17 protein-coding genes and 1 tRNA gene are annotated in these 17,091 nt (G+C 54.8%); 10 read left to right on the forward strand and 8 right to left on the reverse strand.

What is annotated here, in order from left to right:
- Positions 1 to 37: 37 nt before the first annotated feature.
- The 5 genes from U2949_RS05045 (at position 38) to U2949_RS05065 (ending at position 5,818) form a co-directional block, all read left to right on the forward strand.
- Entirely contained in the window at positions 38 to 823 is a 786-nt protein-coding gene (locus U2949_RS05045; protein WP_321286462.1) for an aldolase, read from the forward strand.
- Positions 824 to 862: 39 nt separating this feature from the next.
- Positions 863 to 2,191 (forward strand): MFS transporter, encoded by a 1,329-nt coding sequence (locus U2949_RS05050; protein WP_257723972.1) that lies wholly within the window; start codon positions 863 to 865, stop codon positions 2,189 to 2,191.
- Positions 2,188 to 2,796: a 2-hydroxychromene-2-carboxylate isomerase gene (locus U2949_RS05055; protein WP_026485005.1), complete on the forward strand. Its 609-nt coding sequence runs from the start codon at positions 2,188 to 2,190 to the stop codon at positions 2,794 to 2,796. The genes U2949_RS05050 and U2949_RS05055 overlap by 4 nt, the downstream gene beginning before the upstream one ends.
- A 691-nt stretch (positions 2,797 to 3,487) precedes the next feature.
- Entirely contained in the window at positions 3,488 to 4,366 is an 879-nt protein-coding gene (locus U2949_RS05060; RefSeq protein ID WP_026485004.1) for a response regulator transcription factor, read from the forward strand.
- 312 nt (positions 4,367 to 4,678) lie between these two features.
- Entirely contained in the window at positions 4,679 to 5,818 is a 1,140-nt protein-coding gene (locus tag U2949_RS05065) for a calcium:cation antiporter (RefSeq protein WP_026485003.1), read from the forward strand.
- Between the two features lie 75 nt (positions 5,819 to 5,893).
- On the opposite strand, the gene U2949_RS05070 is transcribed toward U2949_RS05065, so the two are convergent.
- Positions 5,894 to 6,673 carry a class I SAM-dependent methyltransferase gene (locus U2949_RS05070; RefSeq protein ID WP_026485002.1) on the reverse strand — a complete coding sequence of 260 codons (780 nt, stop codon included), beginning with the start codon at positions 6,671 to 6,673 and terminating at the stop codon, positions 5,894 to 5,896.
- A 148-nt stretch (positions 6,674 to 6,821) separates the two neighbouring features.
- Between U2949_RS05070 and U2949_RS05075 the strand changes: the two genes are divergently transcribed.
- Entirely contained in the window at positions 6,822 to 7,709 is an 888-nt protein-coding gene (locus U2949_RS05075) for a LysR family transcriptional regulator (RefSeq protein ID WP_321286467.1), read from the forward strand.
- On the opposite strand, the gene U2949_RS05080 is transcribed toward U2949_RS05075, so the two are convergent.
- Together U2949_RS05080 and U2949_RS05085 are read right to left on the reverse strand one after the other, a co-directional pair.
- Positions 7,710 to 8,165: a GNAT family N-acetyltransferase gene (locus tag U2949_RS05080; protein ID WP_026485000.1), complete on the reverse strand. Its 456-nt coding sequence runs from the start codon at positions 8,163 to 8,165 to the stop codon at positions 7,710 to 7,712. It abuts the gene before it with no gap.
- Positions 8,166 to 8,234: 69 nt separating this feature from the next.
- On the reverse strand, positions 8,235 to 9,137 hold the full coding sequence (locus U2949_RS05085) for a LysR family transcriptional regulator (protein WP_257723977.1): 903 nt from the start codon (positions 9,135 to 9,137) through the stop codon (positions 8,235 to 8,237).
- Positions 9,138 to 9,331: 194 nt separating this feature from the next.
- Here U2949_RS05085 and U2949_RS05090 point away from each other — a divergent pair, with 194 nt between their 5' ends.
- The gene (locus tag U2949_RS05090; protein WP_026484998.1) at positions 9,332 to 10,105 is read left to right on the forward strand and encodes an SDR family oxidoreductase; all 774 of its coding nucleotides are present in this window, start codon (positions 9,332 to 9,334) and stop codon (positions 10,103 to 10,105) included.
- A 137-nt stretch (positions 10,106 to 10,242) separates the two neighbouring features.
- Here U2949_RS05090 and U2949_RS05095 read toward each other — a convergent pair whose 3' ends face one another.
- The 3 genes from U2949_RS05095 to U2949_RS05105 all read right to left on the reverse strand — a co-directional run bounded on the left by U2949_RS05095 (position 10,243) and on the right by U2949_RS05105 (position 12,049).
- Positions 10,243 to 10,446: a helix-turn-helix transcriptional regulator gene (locus U2949_RS05095; RefSeq protein WP_026484997.1), complete on the reverse strand. Its 204-nt coding sequence runs from the start codon at positions 10,444 to 10,446 to the stop codon at positions 10,243 to 10,245.
- On the reverse strand, positions 10,447 to 10,857 hold the full coding sequence (locus U2949_RS05100) for a hypothetical protein (RefSeq protein ID WP_026484996.1): 411 nt from the start codon (positions 10,855 to 10,857) through the stop codon (positions 10,447 to 10,449).
- A 244-nt stretch (positions 10,858 to 11,101) separates the two neighbouring features.
- On the reverse strand, positions 11,102 to 12,049 hold the full coding sequence (locus tag U2949_RS05105) for an AraC-like ligand-binding domain-containing protein (RefSeq protein ID WP_257723978.1): 948 nt from the start codon (positions 12,047 to 12,049) through the stop codon (positions 11,102 to 11,104).
- 285 nt (positions 12,050 to 12,334) lie between these two features.
- Between U2949_RS05105 and U2949_RS05110 the strand changes: the two genes are divergently transcribed.
- Positions 12,335 to 12,970 carry a cysteine hydrolase family protein gene (locus tag U2949_RS05110; protein WP_009461152.1) on the forward strand — a complete coding sequence of 212 codons (636 nt, stop codon included), beginning with the start codon at positions 12,335 to 12,337 and terminating at the stop codon, positions 12,968 to 12,970.
- A gap of 108 nt (positions 12,971 to 13,078) precedes the next feature.
- Here U2949_RS05110 and U2949_RS05115 read toward each other — a convergent pair whose 3' ends face one another.
- On the reverse strand, positions 13,079 to 14,116 hold the full coding sequence (locus U2949_RS05115) for a DUF72 domain-containing protein (RefSeq protein ID WP_026484994.1): 1,038 nt from the start codon (positions 14,114 to 14,116) through the stop codon (positions 13,079 to 13,081).
- A 687-nt stretch (positions 14,117 to 14,803) separates the two neighbouring features.
- Between U2949_RS05115 and U2949_RS05120 the strand changes: the two genes are divergently transcribed.
- Together U2949_RS05120 and U2949_RS05125 are read left to right on the forward strand one after the other, a co-directional pair.
- Positions 14,804 to 15,355 carry a helix-turn-helix domain-containing protein gene (locus tag U2949_RS05120; RefSeq protein ID WP_321286474.1) on the forward strand — a complete coding sequence of 184 codons (552 nt, stop codon included), beginning with the start codon at positions 14,804 to 14,806 and terminating at the stop codon, positions 15,353 to 15,355.
- Positions 15,356 to 15,612: 257 nt separating this feature from the next.
- Positions 15,613 to 16,623 (forward strand): type II toxin-antitoxin system HipA family toxin, encoded by a 1,011-nt coding sequence (locus tag U2949_RS05125; RefSeq protein WP_257723982.1) that lies wholly within the window; start codon positions 15,613 to 15,615, stop codon positions 16,621 to 16,623.
- 234 nt (positions 16,624 to 16,857) lie between these two features.
- Here U2949_RS05125 and U2949_RS05130 read toward each other — a convergent pair.
- Positions 16,858 to 16,931, reverse strand: a tRNA-Gly gene (locus U2949_RS05130).
- Between the last annotated feature and the right edge of the window lie 160 nt (positions 16,932 to 17,091).

A 17,091-nucleotide genomic window follows, 5' to 3' on the forward strand; every position in this document is an offset into this window, starting at 1 on the left:
ACAAGGATCGACGAGGCCTACCAAAGGAGACAATCACATGGATACCCCACTCAGAGACAAATCCTATTTTGATGAACGCGCCACCAAAGAGATGGCCACTCATCTACAGCAAGTGCAACGCGACACCCGCGAAACCATGGCATTTGCCTGCCGCATCCTGGCCATGACCGAGCAGGAAGCCGGTCTGGCGGGCCAGATCAGCGTCCGTTCCGAGCGTCCCGGTGCGTACTGGACCCTGCGCTTTGGCCTGGGTTTTGACGAAGCCACCCCCGAAGACTTCATCGAAGTTGACCGCGACTTGAATACCCTTAGCGGCGAAGGCATGGCCAACCCGGCCACCCGCTTTCACCTGTGGGTCTACGAAGCTCGCCCCGACGTCAATTCCATCATCCACACACACTCGCCCTGGGCCACGGTATTGGCCACCGCCCGCCAGCCCTTGGTAATTTCGCAAATGGACATGACGCCTCTGCACAATGACTGTGCATTTTTGGGCGAATGGCCTGGCGTGCCCATTGCCGATCAGGAAGGCGTCATCATCTCCAAAGCCCTGGGTGACAAGCGTGCCATTATTTTGGCCCACCACGGTTATCTGACCGCAGGTAAAAGCTGCCAGGAAGCCACTTACCTGTCGGTGTACCTGGAACGCGCCGCACGTCTGCAAGTGCGTGCACAAGCGGCCTTTGGCCCACTTACCCCTGTGGACGACACCTTGGCGGCCGAAGCGCACGACTATCTGCTCAAGCCCTCCATTGTTAACGCTACCTTTGACTACTGGTCCCGTCAGACCCAAGGCATTGCGCCCTTAACTAAAACTTGCTGACGCCCGCAACCAATACCCCGCTTCCACCAGGAGGTCGCCATGACGATGCCTAACAATGAACAGGCGCGTTCGTCGCGCCAGTACGTTACCGCTGGCTTGGCCAGCATGATGGGAACCACCATAGAGTGGTATGACTTTTTCCTGTACGGCACCGCTGCCGCACTGATTTTCAACAAGATCTTTTTCCCCGCCTTTGACCCGATTACGGGCACACTGGCGGCCTTTGCCACCTACTCCGTGGGCTTTTTCGCCCGTCCTTTAGGAGGATTTGTTTTCGGCCATTTTGGCGACAAGCTGGGCCGAAAATCCATGCTACTGATCACGCTCTTTCTGATGGGAATCCCCACCATCCTGATCGGCCTGATTCCCTCTTATGAAAGCATTGGCTACTGGGCCGCTGTGCTGCTGGTGCTGATGCGCTTTCTGCAAGGTATCGCAGTAGGCGGAGAATGGGGCGGGGCCGTGCTGATGGCGGTTGAACATGCCCCGGAAGGCAAGAAGGGCTTTTTTGGCAGCTTGCCGCAAACAGGGGTAGCCCCCGGCCTGATCCTGTCTTCCCTGGCTATGGGCGCCGTCGCCAGCTTGCCAGAGGAAGACATGCTGTCCTGGGGCTGGCGCCTGCCTTTTCTAGCCAGCGTCGCGCTGCTACTGGTGGGTTGGTGGATACGCGCCAAAGTGGCCGAATCCCCCGACTTCGAGCAAATGAGCAAAAAGGGCAAACAGGTCCCGATTCCTGCTCTGGAAGTTCTGCGTCATTACCCACGCGAAGTCCTGCTGGTCGTGGGAGGCCGTCTGGCAGAAGTGACCTGGTTCTACACCGTAGTGACCTTTGCCCTGGCTTACGCCACCACCACCTTGGGAGTAGAGCGCAGCGTCATGCTGGATGCCACCGTCTGGGGTGCCTTTGCGGCCTTGTTCACCATGCCCCTGTTTGGCGTATTGGGCGACCGAATCGGCTTCAAATGGGTCTTTATGGCAGGAACGATCTGCATGCTGGCATTCTCCTCCACCTTCTTTTCCATGCTGGGCAGCCTGGATTCCAAGACCATCACCCTGGCTTTGGTGATTGCGATTGGGCTGGTGTATGCCGCGCTGTATGGCCCGCAAGGTGGCCTGTTTTCCACGCAATTTCCACCTGAAGTGCGGTACAGCGGCATCTCCATTGCCGTGCAGGTATCCGGTGCCATCGGTGGCGGTCTGGCTCCCTTGGTGGCGACCTCCCTGCTGGCCTATGGCGATGGTCAACCCGACTACATCGTCTGGTACCTGAGCGCGCTGGGTCTGATTGCTTTTGCCAGTACCTGGTTCATGCATGGGCCGACGCACTTCTCCCTTCCCGCCCTATCCAGCCGAAAGGTACGCACATGAACGCAGCCGGTATTCACTACTACTTCTGGATGAATTCGGACTGGGCCTACCTGGGAGCCGACAGACTGGAAGCGATTGCTCGCAAGCATGGCATCCCTATCCACTACAAACCCGTGGACTTGCCGCAAGTCTATGCACGTACAGGCGGTGTCCTGCTGGGACAGCGCTCACCAGAACGTCAGGCTTATCGCATTGCAGAGCTTAAACGCTGGTGTCGCAAATTGGGCATACAGGTGAATCCCACACCGCGCTTCATGTGCCCAGACGCCACGCTAGCCTCCACCCTGGTGATCGCCATCAATCAGGCTGGTCTGCCGGTACTGGATCTGTACAAAGCCATTTTGCGGGCGCAATGGTGTGAGGAGCAGAACATCGCTGACCCCACGCAACTGGCTCGAATCCTGCAAGTACAGCAGCTGGATGCAGACTACTGGCTGAAACAGGCACCGCTGATGCAGGCGCAGTATCAAGCCCACACCGAAGAGGCCATTAAAGCCGGTGTCTTCGGTTCGCCCTCCTATATGTATCAGGGTGAACTGTTCTGGGGGCAGGACAGGCTGGACATGCTGGACGAAGCCATCGCCCTGCATCCTGCGCCAGATTGAAGCACAACCCCGACACCAAGACTGACTGTTTTTAAAACAAGGGCGGGGCAAGGTTTATCTACCTTGCCCCGCCCTACTTGTTTACGGCTTCGTTCGCAGGCTCAAGCCCTGCCCCAAGCCATCAAAATGATTCAAACAGACTACCCCGAAATCGCTCTAATAACCATAACAATCGCCAAAGGCGAGCATCCGTGCTTGGTCAAAATCCAACAAAAAAGCGGCAGATAAACGCCTCGCTAGGGGCTGCGCTTGCTGCTTGAACAAATCGTCACTCAAAGAGCCTCACAATCTTCCCCGGACGGCCTCATCCAGATGCACACTAGTGCGGGCAAAACCGCGGCTGGCCTGCCTGGACATAGTCCTTTATTCAGAGGTAAAAGCCGTAGAATCACGCCTTTTCCTGCCAGGAAAATTCACCGATACGCCAGCGTAGCATTCCTGAAATTGGACTTTTGGGTCCGCCTTAAGGCCCGAGTTTCGGGCTTTCGGCATGCCGCCTGCCAAAAATGAAATGCAATGAGCAATTTTGAAAATTTACTTTTTCCATTGATACAGAATGTTATGTCTGCCGTACGAATCATATCGATAGATTTTATCTATTCATTGAGTCTGTATTCTGAGGAAATTGGCTACTTGAGCAATGCCAGTAAAGGTAGCCGTCTTCGTCAGAAGAAGGGCGCGGGGCTTTATATTGAACAAATACGCCACTATAAAGTATCAGCCAGATCAAAAAATCAGGATTCTGCTGATCTCCAATAACACTAGACAGCACGAACAACTTCTTCAAGCCCTGCTGGCTGGTGCTTTTCGGGTTTCTGTTGCTGCGGACGGAGTGCAAGGATATACCAAGGCCCAATTAACACTACCCGAACTTATCCTGATGGATAAGCAATTGACGGGGATAGACGCCTTGTCCTTGACCCATATGTTGCAAGGATTAAAAGCCACGGCCCAAATCCCCATCATCATTCTGGATTCACACATGGATGGCAGCAGTGATGAATGCGTCACTTTTTTGAAGGCAGGTGCGGTTGATTACGTTGGCAATCCGTATGCGGTCGATGAAGTCAAAGAACGTATCAACGTGCCCTTGCGCTGCCCCAAGCAGATGGCGCCTGCACTTGTGCCGGGCAAGATGCCAAGCCAGCGGCCCAGCACAACAGCCGAAACCAGCATGCTGATCCATGCCATTCAGAAAACCATTGATGCCAATCTGGGTGCGCCGCCCAGTCAAAAAGAACTGTGCGATATGTTCAAGATTTCACGTCGAAAAATCATGAATATATTTCAGCGTAATTTTGGCTTAAGTGTAAGTAGCTATATCCGATTGCAGCGTATGTATCGGGCCGAGTACTTGCTAAAGACTACGGCCTTGAAAATTGATGTGATTGCGACCGATTTAGGATTTTCCAGCCCGGCCAATTTCTCTACCGCATTCAAAACGTATGCGGGAGTATCTCCCGGAAAATTCCGCCAGGCTATGGAGAAGAACAAACCCTATACAGAAAACACACCATGTATTCGCTCCATGGGCCCACCTGTTTTCTCATCTGGGTGGTGTCCGCCGTAAATGGCAACAGGAAAAGGAACAAGGTCCACAGGAGACTCGCGCCAGACTCACATAAAAATAAAACTGTTGAACGAAACAATGCCAGGAAGGTGATAAAGGAACCCGCCCTTCACACCTCCACCTTGGCCAGATACAGAAAAAGATGGCTGCACGCCACACAAATCCGGCTTCAGAGGGTCTGCACTTGCCGCCAGGGGGCAAGGTGATAAAATCGTGGCTACTTGAATAGTTCAATTCAAAACAGATCCGGGACGACCTGGATCTGCCTTTTCAGTACAGGGACGGCCCTACCTCTTTGGCGGAGCATCCACGATGGCCCACCCTGCATCACCCTCAACTCAACTCATTACTCCTATCACCTGGCTGCGTCTGCTCGGTTCCTGGTCCATTGTTGTCCTGTTCATGATTTTCGGCGGGCAATGGCTGGGGGACTCCCTGAACGGCACCACGGCGGCCATCGTCTTTCTGGTGCTGTTCGTGACCATCCTGGCGGCCTCGTTTGGTGTGGTCCGTGAAGCCGACCACCTGGCCCACCAACTGGGCGAGCCCTACGGCACCCTGATCCTGACCCTGTCCATTGTGCTGATCGAAGTTATCCTGATTGCCTCGGTACTGCTGGGGCCGGGCGACTTTCCCACCATAGGTCGGGACTCGATCTACGCCGTGATGATGATCATCCTGAACCTGATCACCGGCCTGTGTCTGATTGCCGGCGCGGCACGCAACGGTGATCAGGAGTTCAACCGCCAAGGCACCAATACTTACTTGTCCATGATCGTCTTGCTGACCAGTATGGGCCTGATCTTGCCCAACTACACCAGCAATGCGGGCGAGTTCAGCGCAACCCAGGCCATTGGCATTTCGGTTCTGACGGGCCTGGTCTATGCCATCTTTCTGTATCTGCAAATGGGCAGTCACCGCCATGACTATATGCAGCCTGATCAGGCGATACAAAGCACTGAAGATACAACACCCACACCGCGTGATCCCCAGGCGACTCGCGCGATGCTGGTACGCAGTCTGGTGCTGATCGCCCTGATCCTCCCTATCGTCCTGTTGGCACACCATCTGGCCATTGTGACGGACTACGGTATCGCCGCCTCGGGCGCCCCCGTTGCCGTCGGCGGTGTGCTGATCGCCATTATCGTGTTCACCCCGGAGTCCATCACAGCGATCAAGGCGGCCATGAACAATGAAATGCAGCGCGCCATCAATCTGTGTCTGGGTGCCTTCGTCTCTACCGTGGGGCTGACTGTGCCAGTGGTGCTGATGATTGGTCTGATCACCGGCAAGCAAGTGATCATGGGCATCAGCAATATGGAAATCGTGTTGTTTCTGATCACGGCACTGCTCAGTATCTTGAGCTTTAGCGGCAAGCGAACCTCACCCATTCAAGGCTATATGCATCTGATGGTTTTCGCGGTATTCGGGCTGCTGCTGTTTTATCCCTGATGCCACAAGAAAAGCCGGTCTTGCACCGGCTTTTCTTTCTCTATCGCTCAGAATACAAAAATGCAGAGCGCCCTCTTAACTGCCCCGCTTGCCTAACCACAAAGTCCAGCAATCACGCTCAACAAAAGACTGATTCACAAGAACTCGGGCACGGATATAGTCGATCAGTTCTTGCAGCTCAATATCGCTCAGCTCATGCAAGATAGAGCGTCCGGTACGCTGGGCCAGCTCCTGAGCATATTCCTCAAAGCTGTTGTAGTAGCGCCTGTCTTCCCACACAGTGCTGGATTGCAGAGCCACAAAGCCGGCAGCCTGCATCGCTGCCTGCACCTTAGACGTTTCAGGACGGCGTTTTAGCTCCACCTCCAACAAGCGTGGGAAACATTCAAAGAAGTAGCCTCGCAAATGAGAGGCCGAAGCAGGCTGCTGCACATCCGCCGCCGTCCGGTCTTGCACCAGCAAAGCGCCATCGGGAACCAGCAAACGCTTGGCCTCGGCAAAACAGACTTCATAGCCTGCCAGGTGATGAATCAAAGCGCGCTGAAAAACCAGGTCCACACTCTCTGAAGGCAAGCCAGTCGCCGTCGCATTCCCCAGGCGGAACTCAATCCCCGCCCGTCCAGCATTGCGTTCTTGAGCGCCGGAAATCATGGCCTGGGAAAAATCCACACCCACCACGCTACTCGCGCCCTGATCCAGAAAGGCCGAGGAATAAATCCCGCCGCCGCAGCCTATATCGGCAACACGCAAACCGACCGGGCTAATCAGAGTCTCGATAGCTTGCGCCCAGGAGCCGTCCGCCTCACGAGTGGCGTAGGTTTTACGATTCTTTTGATCATGAAAATTGATAGCCATGGGTATTCCTTACAACAGCCAAACTCAACAAGCCAAGGCTCCGATCGGGCTGCATCTTTAACTATATAAATCTTAGTGATCACCTATTAGAATGTAAAATATATTGATAATATTTTTTTGATACTTTTTACATATCATTCAAACACTTATGGAGCTTAGACATCTCAGGTACTTTGTGGCCGTCGCTGAAGAGCAGCATATGACTCGCGCCGCTGCGCGGTTGGGCATACAGCAACCACCACTCAGCCAGCAAATCCAGGACCTGGAGCGCGAGCTGAAAGTACAACTGTTCGACCGCAGCCCACGCCGCATCCAGCTCAATACGGCTGGCAAACTGTTTCTGGAAGAGGCCAGGCGTCTCCTCGCCCAGGCCGACGAAGCCGTGGAGCGGGTACGCAAAAGTGCCCGTGGGGAGTCAGGACGTATCAGCCTTGGCTATACCAGCTCTGCCGCCATCCACGAGCAGGTGCCGCGGTTGCTGAAAGAATTTAGCCAGCGCTATCCGCTGATTGAGATGAGCGTGGACGAAAACACCACCCGCACGCTACTGGATGAAGTTCAGGCGCAACGACTGGACGCCGCCTTTGTCCGCGCAGATATAGACCGCTATCCCGAACTACGTGCCATTGTCCTAAGTGAAGAACACACCGTCGTTGCCCTGCCCCTGCAGCATCCCCTGGCAGAAAGCCGAGACGGAATTTATCTGGAGGAACTGCGAAACCAGCCCTTTGTGATGTATCGCCAAGCGAATGGCCCCGGTGTCCAGGACCGCCTGCTTGCCGCCTTTCAGTCGGCCGGCTTCATGCCCAAAGTGGTGGAAGAAGTGCCCAGATTGCTCTCGGCCATCACGATGGTGGCAGCGGGAAAAGGCATATCCATACTGCCGCGTTCCATGCAATTCGTACTGAATCAAAGCGTCTGCTATCGACCCTTGACAGGCCCCCATGCCTTCACGATTCCGTTGACACTGGCGTACCGCCCCACCCCTAGCGACTCCCCCTTGGGCCGCATGATCAGCTTGCTGGAACCGGCCTGATCAGCATTGATCCGGCCCTGAGCCCGAGCTCTTGTACTCGAACTCGTTCATACCATCGGCAAAGTCCACGTGTTCCCAACCCAGGCGCGTAAAAAAGCGGCAGGCACGCTGGTTTTCCGGGAACACAAAAGCCACCCATTTACGACATGGGGGATGGCCTGGCCAAGCCAATACCGCTTCCAGCATGGCTCCGGCCTGACCATTGCCGCGTAATGGCGGCGCAACGGCAATATCGGTAATTGCATGTGGCAAATTTCGCCCATCTCCCCAGGCACACCCAATCAAACCAATGGGCTGACCGTTCTGCTCGGCAACCAGCTGAACGCCATCGCTTTGGTTCAACACGTGCTCCAGCCACTCCTGATCCAGCGGTCCCAACTCGCGGTTCAAGTCCTCGTCCTGGAACCATTGCTGTATCCAGTCCCAGTCCGTCGCACGAATTCTTCTGATTTCCATCGCTACCCCGTTTTTGAGTTGTCCGCTGCAGCTTGGAGCAGCCCCAGACAAAAACGTTCGAGACCAGCCTCATTCCAAGGCGGAATGACGCAACAAATTTTCCAGCCAATCCGCAAACACCTGAAAACGACGCGACAAGTGTTGGCGATGCAAATACAGCAAGGACATGGGCATAGGGGCGGCACGGTGATCCGGCAACACCTCCACTAATTCGCCTGATTGCAAATGCGCCTGCACATCGTAAGCAGGGATCTGAATTAGCCCCAAGCCGGACAGACAGCAGGCGATATAGGCCTCGGCATTATTCACCGTCACACGACCTGGCAGATCCAGCACCTGACGCTTGTCCTGCTCCAGCCACTCCCAAGGGGCCACACGTTCGCTGGTGGGCGAGGCATAACGCACCACTTGATGGTTTTCCAGATCCGCTGGCGTCTGGGGCATGCCATAACGGGCAAGATAAGCGGGGCTGGCTACATTGATCAAGGGCAAGCTGCCCATTTTTCTGGCGATCAGGCCAGAATCACTTAGGGGTCCCACTCGCAGCACACAATCCACCTGCTCCTCGATCAGATTCACCTCGCGGTCCGTCACGCCCAGATGCACATGGACATGCGGATAGCGCTCCAGAAACTCCGGCAGCGCAGGTGCCACAATCAGGCGGCCTACCCGCCCCGGCACATCCACCTTGATCGTGCCACTAGGCCCCACACTGGCTTGGCGAAACAGGTTTTCGGTTTCCTGCACATCGGCAATCACGCGCAGACAGCGCTCGTAAAACGCCGCACCATCTTGCGTGACTGTGACTTTGCGCGTGGTGCGATTCAACAGGCGAGCCCCCACTCGCCCTTCCAGCTCCTGAATGGCGGCCGACACCGAAGAGCGCGGCATACCCAAGGTATCCGCCGCGCGGGTGAAATTGGCACACTCCACGACCCGCGTAAAGATGCGAAACAGGTCAATGCGGTCCATAGCTTTCTCCCGATAAGCAGCAGCAAAACACGGGCAGAACTGCTAGACCCGGTTGACTCAAGCGGCGGTGCGTATTGTTCGCTTTTTCAGACAAATGATGTCAGAACTAGATGATTTAAACAATTTCAGCGACTTATATCATGAAAAAAACGAAAAGGCTTGCAGCCCGCAGCCCACACTAGCAAGGAGTCATCATGGCAAAGCACAGCATCAAAGGTAAAACCGTTCTGATTGCAGGCGGGGCAAAGAATCTGGGTGGCCTGATCGCCCGCGACCTGGCAGAACAAGGGGCGCGCGCCATTGCCATTCACTACAACAGCGACAGCTCCAAAGCGGATGCCGAAGCCACTGTCAAAGCCATCCAGGCCGCTGGCGCACAAGCCGTCGCCTTCCAGGCCGACTTGCGTTCGGCCAGTGCCATGGAAAAACTGTTTAGCGATACCGTCGCCGCCATTGGCCGCCCCGATATCGCCATCAACACGGTCGGCAAGGTACTGAAAAAATCACTGACCGAGGTCAGCGAAGCCGAGTACGAGGAGATGAGCGACATCAACTCCAAAACCGCTTTTTTCTTCCTGAAGGAAGCCGGCAAGCACGTACAGGACAATGGCAAAGTCTGCACCTTGGTCACGTCTCTGCTGGGGGCTTTCACCCCGTTTTACGCCGCCTATGCAGGCACCAAAGCGCCGGTGGAACACTACACCCGCGCTGCCGCCAAAGAATATGGAGCGCGCGGTATTTCCGTGACAGCAGTCGGCCCTGGCCCTATGGATACCCCCTTCTTTTATCCAGCCGAAGGTGAAGATGCCGTGACCTATCACAAGACGGCTGCCGCCCTGTCCCCCTACTCCAAGACCGGGCTGACGGACATTGAAGATGTTGTGCCCTTTATCCGTCATCTGGTCAGTGACGGCTGGTGGATTACCGGCCAGACCATTCTGATCAACGGTGGTTACACCACCAAGTAAGAAAGCAAGCCAGTGTTTGAACCTGCAAGATCATTACTTCAGGCTTGAACACTGGCTTTTTTTCGACACCCACTTGTTGATGTCCAGGATGCGTCAACAAGCCACAGTGTCATTCAGGGTGCGATCCCCGTCCAGACTCAGGATTCCCGATATGGGTTCTCGAAAATCTCTTCTACGGTCTGCTCGAACAAGGCACTGATCTTGAATGCCAGATCCAGAGATGGCGCATGTTTGCCCGTTTCCAGCGCATTCACCGCCTGCCGGGACACGCCCAAGCGCTCTGCCAAATCTGCTTGCGTCCAGTTCGCCTCGGCCCGCAATACACGCAATCGGTTTTTCATTTAATCGCTAGTCCGGACAAAGGGTGAAACCAGGGCGAACACAGCCCAAAAGAAGGGATAAATCAGCCAGGCAGGAATATGGGGCGCAGCGGCGTAGGTTTCCCCAAAACCCCAGGCTGTCCACAAGGTCAGAGTCGCACCGGCGGCCAGCACAAAGCATTTAGCCACAATCACCCGCACGAACTCATCGCTTTGCGCCATCAAGCGCAAGGTGGCCCAGACTTGCCCGGCAACCGGCAGGGCAACGGCAATGGCAATCAGCCAACCAACAGGTCGACCCAGCAGGCTGTCGAACAGCCCCACAATGGTCAAGGCATTGACCAGGATATACACGCCCATAAAGAGCAAAGTGCGAATCAGATAGCGGCGGCCTGCTGATGGCGTAGAAGTGGAATTGCTGTTGCTAAGCATGTTTGAACACCTGAATGTAAAGTAAACCTGACTTTATAGAAGTCAAAACAACCTGTCAATAAGTAAAGCAAGCTTTACATTTTGAAGAGCAAGTGAGTCTGCCAGCAAGCGTTCCGATTGGATGGGCGGGTCTATCTGGGCCTATACGTTCTGACCATGAAAACAAGATTTGCAGCTGGTACCAGCGCGCGTTGGTACCCCACAACAAGCAGCCTGAATATAAAGCCGCTTGAACAAGCAAAGTTCAAGACCTGATCGTGTAGCCTAGCGTCGAGGGAGCTTGCCCAAACCGCGCCTGAAACAGACGACTGAAATGGGAGAGGTCCTTGAAGCCGCTGGCCATGGCCACCTCGGTCACCCGTTTGTGTTTCCCGTCCTCCAGCAAACGGTAACTCCGGATCAAACGCTGCTCCCACAGCCATTGCATGGGGGTTGTCGCCTCAAGAGCAAAGAGCCGATACAGAGTGCGAGTCGCCATGGACGAGGCACGAGCGATTTGCTCCACATCCAGCGCATCCTCATGCAGATGTGCACGCATATAAGCCTGAACCTGCTCCAGCCGCCGCTCCTGACGAGTGGCCCGAGAAAGCGCAGGAGCGTCAGACTCGAATACCGCAGAGAGGATATCCAGCACAGAAGCCGTCACACGCTGATCCATACCGTCCGCTGCCGCCTCCCCCATACCAAGCAGTTGCTTGACCAAGGCACCAGCCATCGGCCCCAAGCGCGAGTTGGCTGCAATACGACGCGCAGCCAGATTGCCCACCGTGGGCAAGCGCGTTGCCAATAAAGGGCGGGGAATCATGACCATGGCCGCGTGAGCCAAAGAGCCCAACTCCAGATCAAAAGGCCGTGATTGATCCTGAAGTACCAGATCCCCTGCTCCCAGGCTGACGTAGCGTCCGTCCTGACTCAGTTGAATATGGCCATCCAGCATGAGCCACAGCATGAAACAGTCGCGCTGATCTTTACGGATATCGGCCTGCCGTCTGTTTACCCGTATCGCCTCCCCCTGAGGGGTGGCAGACCAGATGCTGCTCAGGCCCAAACCACCAAAACTATTGAGGGTGACCCGCGCCTGAAACTGGGGCCGGGCAATCTGGCGGCATTCGGTCTGTGAAAACTGCCTGCAAGTGACCTCGTGCCAGTGCTCAAAGCTGTCTCCGGGCTTGACCGCTATGATCGCTGTCATAGGTTCAGTCTCCATGATCGGCGCTATCTGCACCGTTGGATTAATCGTTTTTCAACAAGATTACGTCCATTACCCAAACACAGACAAGCCCTGAAAACACCAAGCCTCAGCCCCCTGCCGATGCGCTGCCCAAGATGGCAGGAGCAGTCAAAAAAACCGTAAAAATGGCACGGACAGCCAAGCCAAATCCACTTCATCCTCCTACTCTAAAAGCGGCTATGACCCCGGCAACGGCAATACCAAACACACAGCCGCCCAGCCATGAGCAAACCAAAGGAGAATGAAATGGCTATTCAGATTGATCAAATCAACCCCAGCAGCACGGCGGTCATTGTGATCGACATGCAGAACGACTTCATCGCACCCGGTGCCCCACTGGAAACACCCATGGGCATGGAGTTGATGCCCCGCCTGCAAAAACTGCTGGGCCACGCTCGCCAAACTGGCATGGAAGTGATCTTCACCGCCCACGCCCACCGCCGCAACGGCTGCGATATGGGCCTGTTCGGAGAGATTTACCCTCCGATTCAAAACCAGGTGGGGCTGGTGGATGAGACAGCGGGCGTTGATATCTACCCCGAAGTAGCCCCACAAGGGGACGAAGTCGTCATCAAGAAGCATCGGTACAGCGCGTTCTTTGGCACCGACCTGGACATCATCTTGCGTACCCGCAAGATCGACACAGTGGTCATCACGGGCGTGACCACCGAAAACTGCTGCCACGCTACGGCTCGCGATGCCATGTTCCATGGCTACAAAGTGGCCTTTATATCTGATGCCACAGGCACCTACAACTACCCGGATATGGGCTTTGGGGCGATTCCGGCTGAAGAAGTACACCGCGTCACCTTGGGGGTGCTGGCAGTATCCACCGCGCATGTCATGACGACGGATGAGCTGATTCACAAATCCAGACAATAATCACGAACCGGACCAGAACCCGCATGCATTGAGCCTCCAGCTCATCAGGCAGCACCACAGGTCTTGTGAACCGCCCCACTTGTGAGGCTCGCTTCTCAAGACCTGTGGTTATTTTTCTTGTGCCACAACAAGTTGCGCCAGCCGCTGAATGGAGAGCGGCGCACAGCCTTCCGCATCATTGCTGATCGTCACATACGCCGCCTGCCCCGCCCCCGTGATCCCGCGAATAGTGCGGGCCAGCACCGTGCGAGTATGCACGTCCTCGCTGACAATGGCATCGAATGGGGTATGCTTTTTCTGGGCATCGGCATAGCCGTAAGCACCAAACTCCCGGTTCAAGTTCCAGCGACACACCAAGGGTCCCGGCCACAAGGCGCGCAAGACGGGCAGTTGCTCTTCAATCGGCGGCATCTTGCCATGCAGGCCCAGACAAAATGTCGCGCCATTGGCCTTGAGCGTATCGACAAGATGTTGAGTCAACAGCTCTGGATCTCTTACCTCTACCGCAAGCACCACCTGTGAGCCTTGCGGCAAAGCCTCTCGCGCCGCCGCCAGCATCTGCCCCAACTTGTCGAACAACTCTGCCGGACGATTCAACCAGCCCCAGGATAGTGGACTTAACTGAAAGACCAAAACACCCAGCTTGGCACGCAAGCCCTCGGCTGCAGGCTGCACGAACTGCTCTACAGCCAGACGAATATCCAGAAAGTCCGGATTAGATTTGCGTACCTTGCCCTGCTCATCACGAACTTGGGCATCCGTAATCATGGAAGGACATTTCACAACGAAGCGGAAATCTTCATCAACCTGAGCGGCATAGGCTGAATACTGCGTGACCGTCAAAGGACGCCAGAAGGTGCGATCCACACAGACTGTGCGCATCAAGGGATGCTGGTGATAGGCCTCCAGGCCATGCTTGGACAGGATGCTCGACTCGTACTCACCATCCCAGATCAAGCCTTCCCAACCGGGGTAGGACCAGGTGGAAACACCGAAACGCAGGGTTTCAGGAAGCTGGGCGGCCAGATCGCTTAGCTCCAGCGCGGAAGCAGCAAGGCTGACTTTGGTGATTTTGCGTCGAGAAGGAGCAGCGGGCTTTGAGGCGGGTGGCTGGGGAATGGCATCGCCGAAAAGATCTTCTTGCATGCCGGGTATAGTGCCATGGGAGAGAGCTCAAGCAAACTGGGTAAGACCCAAGCCAAACTTGGTTTTTATCATTTTCAACAAAATCCTAGTTTTATTACTATATTCACGTTCTTTTTAGAATTCTAAAACGTACGAAATTACTGTTTTCACGCCCGTTTATGGGACATTACGCAAGCTCTTATCACGTTGGTAAGCCCACGACCTATGAAGATGGCACCCCGCACAATTCTATTTTCGATGACTATACCGACGCACAATTCGCCTAGCGCTATCGTGATTTGACGGAGCATGTGCTGCACACCGCGCAAGACGTGACACAAAACATCCATAGTGAAATGGTCGAAGAAGTCTGCATTCTGGTGACCTTCCAACGAGTCCAGGAAAGGCTGAAAGAAGTGCTCGAAATGTCTGATCAAGACACCACTCGGGTCATTCGCTCTTTGAAAGAAAGCGGCTGGCACGTATCCGGGAAGTACAGGCGTATCCACAAGTGGAAACGAATCAACGCTAACGACATCCAGCAACAAGAAGTGCTAATATTTTTTCACAAAACCAGTGATTTCTACAAAATATTATCACTTTTATGCAAACCCAGTACCAAAATATAGCTTTAAAGCAATAAAAACAAAGGGATTGGATGCTAATATTATGGCTAAACCAGTCTAGAAACGCAGGAATACTAGCACTATGGCAAAAAAGACCGCTCCCCTTATGCCGACGACCCAGAAGCTACTCGCTGAATTTGGTGAACGGCTCAAACTTGCACGCTTGCGCCGCAAAATCACCGCCAAGCAAATGGCAGAGCGCGCCGGAATGTCGCCGATGACGCTGCGCTCCCTTGAGACCGGGGGGCCGGGCGTAACGATAGGTGCCTACCTTTCCGTCATGCAAGTCCTCGGCATTGAAAAAGACCTCGCCATGCTGGGTGCTGACGACGAGCTTGGCCGTCGACTTCAGGACTCACGCCTTTTACGGCTGAGCGCCACATCACCATCCGTCCCTCCCCAAACAACTTGGAACGAGAGAGTGGGTAGATCTCCAGCAGGAAAGGTAATCGACAAATCGCCTACTCCCAAGAAGAGCATAAACAGTGCAGGCAACCGAACTAATGAGCCGGACAACGGTATCTATGCCGATTCGCCCCCCCCTTCTGCGAGGAACTCTCGAACTACATCCAAAAGTCTGGCGTCTCTCTTGGAACCCTCTCCTAAGCAGCGAAAAGAGGATGACACAGAATGACGATGATCGGAGTGTATGCAGATTGGGACGGCCTGCCTCAACCTCAGCGAATAGGTGTTCTAAACTCCCGCAGGACACGTGCGCACGAGACGTTTGAATTTCAGTACGATCCCGCAGCGCTTGCAGACCCCGTCATTGGCCAACTGGTTCTTGACCCAAGGATTTTCCAGTTCGAAGGGCCCCAGTATCCTCCCGCGCCCCAGGACAGGTTCGGCGTGTTCTCTGACTCCAGTCCTGATCGATGGGGCCGTTTGCTTATGGACCGTCGCCTCGCACGGGATATTCGCGCAGGTATCCAGCCTGCAGGGACTCGATTGTATGAAACGGACTACCTGCTTGGCGTGCACGATCTCTACCGCGTGGGCGCCTTGCGCTACAAGCGAGAAGATCAAGGCGAATTTCTCGATGATACGGTTGGACTGGCAGCCCCACCTTTTGCCGAGATTCGAGCTCTGGAACAGGCGAGTCGGGCGCTGGAGGAAGATCCAAACAACGAGGCTCAACAAGGCCAAGAATGGCTCAGAATGTTGATCGCCCCCGGTGGCTCCCTAGGGGGTGCCAGGCCTAAGGCAAGCGTGGCTGATGAACAGGGACACTTGTACATCGCCAAGTTTCCGAGCTCTCACGATGACTATGACGTTGGTGGATGGGAGATGGTCGTCAATGCCTTGGCGGTCGGTTGTGGGCTGAATGTCGCCGCCGCTGAAGCACGGAGATTTTCGAGTAACTACCACTGCTTCATGGTGCGGCGATTTGATCGCACTGATGAAGGGCGACGCCTGCACTTTGCCTCGGCGATGACCATGACCGGTCACAGCGATGGTGATGATGCGTCGACCGGAGTCAGTTATCTGGAGCTGGCTGAAGTCCTTATCAGACATGGCTCCCAGACCAACGTCGACCTCCGCGAGCTATGGTCACGAATCGTATTCAACATCCTCGTATCGAACACAGACGATCACTTACGCAACCACGGATTTATCCTTGTACCAAGAACGGGTTGGCGACTCTCTGAAGCCTACGACATGAACCCGGTGCCCTTTGGAGACGGCCTGAAGCTCAACATCACAGAGGTGGACAACGCGCTAGATCTGGAGCTCGCTCGCGAAGTCGCAGCGTACTTTCGATTGGATCTAAACAAGGCCGATGAAATCATTGCAAAGTTCCAAGGAATCGTTCGCCAATGGAGAACTATAGCTAGAGGACTAGGGCTACCGGCGCGCGAACAAGATCGAATGGCGGAAGCCTTTCGAATTGCTGATGCTTGAACAGAGCCCATCGTCCTCGTCTGCTTAACACAGGAGGGGCGCCTTCTCCCTTTTTGGGCCTCCCTACTCTCTCTCGCTCCTATGTGCAATACGGAACCGCTCTCAACCGCAAAAAACGACTTGTTTGCGGTGACAATCTGTGGCTTTACATGATGCTCGGCGGAATCCCAAAGGTACAAAACCTTTAAATTCAAACGATTATGGAAACCGCCGGACCACATTGAATGAGGAGCGTGGAGCGGGTGATGGGAATCGAACCCACGACGGATGCTTGGGAAGCATCAGTTTTACCATTAAACTACACCCGCCCTGATGGAGAGGTCTGCCTCAAAAGCAGACGATCCCGCGAATGGGGAAGCGAAAATTATAGCGCGATCTTTTCTTCATGCGTCGCCCCGGCCCTATCTTTTTCGCGCGCCACCACATGAATTCGGCGGCAAGACTCACTACAATAGAGTTTTCCCGCTT

It is taken from the genome of Alcaligenes phenolicus (genome assembly GCF_032063905.1).
GTDB lineage: Bacteria > Pseudomonadota > Gammaproteobacteria > Burkholderiales > Burkholderiaceae_B > Alcaligenes > Alcaligenes phenolicus.

What these genes read in the sequence shown, in the direction of transcription:
- U2949_RS05045 (WP_321286462.1), top strand. Translation starts at nt 38, where the DNA reads ATGGATACCCCACTCAGAGACAAATCCTATTTTGATGAACGCGCCACC.
- U2949_RS05050 (WP_257723972.1), top strand. Translation starts at nt 863, where the DNA reads ATGACGATGCCTAACAATGAACAGGCGCGTTCGTCGCGCCAGTACGTT.
- U2949_RS05055 (WP_026485005.1), top strand. Translation starts at nt 2,188, where the DNA reads ATGAACGCAGCCGGTATTCACTACTACTTCTGGATGAATTCGGACTGG.
- U2949_RS05065 (WP_026485003.1), top strand. Translation starts at nt 4,679, where the DNA reads ATGGCCCACCCTGCATCACCCTCAACTCAACTCATTACTCCTATCACC.
- U2949_RS05070 (WP_026485002.1), bottom strand. Translation starts at nt 6,673, where the DNA reads ATGGCTATCAATTTTCATGATCAAAAGAATCGTAAAACCTACGCCACT.
- U2949_RS05075 (WP_321286467.1), top strand. Translation starts at nt 6,822, where the DNA reads ATGGAGCTTAGACATCTCAGGTACTTTGTGGCCGTCGCTGAAGAGCAG.
- U2949_RS05080 (WP_026485000.1), bottom strand. Translation starts at nt 8,165, where the DNA reads ATGGAAATCAGAAGAATTCGTGCGACGGACTGGGACTGGATACAGCAA.
- U2949_RS05085 (WP_257723977.1), bottom strand. Translation starts at nt 9,137, where the DNA reads ATGGACCGCATTGACCTGTTTCGCATCTTTACGCGGGTCGTGGAGTGT.
- U2949_RS05090 (WP_026484998.1), top strand. Translation starts at nt 9,332, where the DNA reads ATGGCAAAGCACAGCATCAAAGGTAAAACCGTTCTGATTGCAGGCGGG.
- U2949_RS05095 (WP_026484997.1), bottom strand. Translation starts at nt 10,446, where the DNA reads ATGAAAAACCGATTGCGTGTATTGCGGGCCGAGGCGAACTGGACGCAA.
- U2949_RS05100 (WP_026484996.1), bottom strand. Translation starts at nt 10,857, where the DNA reads ATGCTTAGCAACAGCAATTCCACTTCTACGCCATCAGCAGGCCGCCGC.
- U2949_RS05105 (WP_257723978.1), bottom strand. Translation starts at nt 12,049, where the DNA reads ATGACAGCGATCATAGCGGTCAAGCCCGGAGACAGCTTTGAGCACTGG.
- U2949_RS05110 (WP_009461152.1), top strand. Translation starts at nt 12,335, where the DNA reads ATGGCTATTCAGATTGATCAAATCAACCCCAGCAGCACGGCGGTCATT.
- U2949_RS05115 (WP_026484994.1), bottom strand. Translation starts at nt 14,116, where the DNA reads ATGCAAGAAGATCTTTTCGGCGATGCCATTCCCCAGCCACCCGCCTCA.
- U2949_RS05120 (WP_321286474.1), top strand. Translation starts at nt 14,804, where the DNA reads ATGGCAAAAAAGACCGCTCCCCTTATGCCGACGACCCAGAAGCTACTC.
- U2949_RS05125 (WP_257723982.1), top strand. Translation starts at nt 15,613, where the DNA reads ATGGACCGTCGCCTCGCACGGGATATTCGCGCAGGTATCCAGCCTGCA.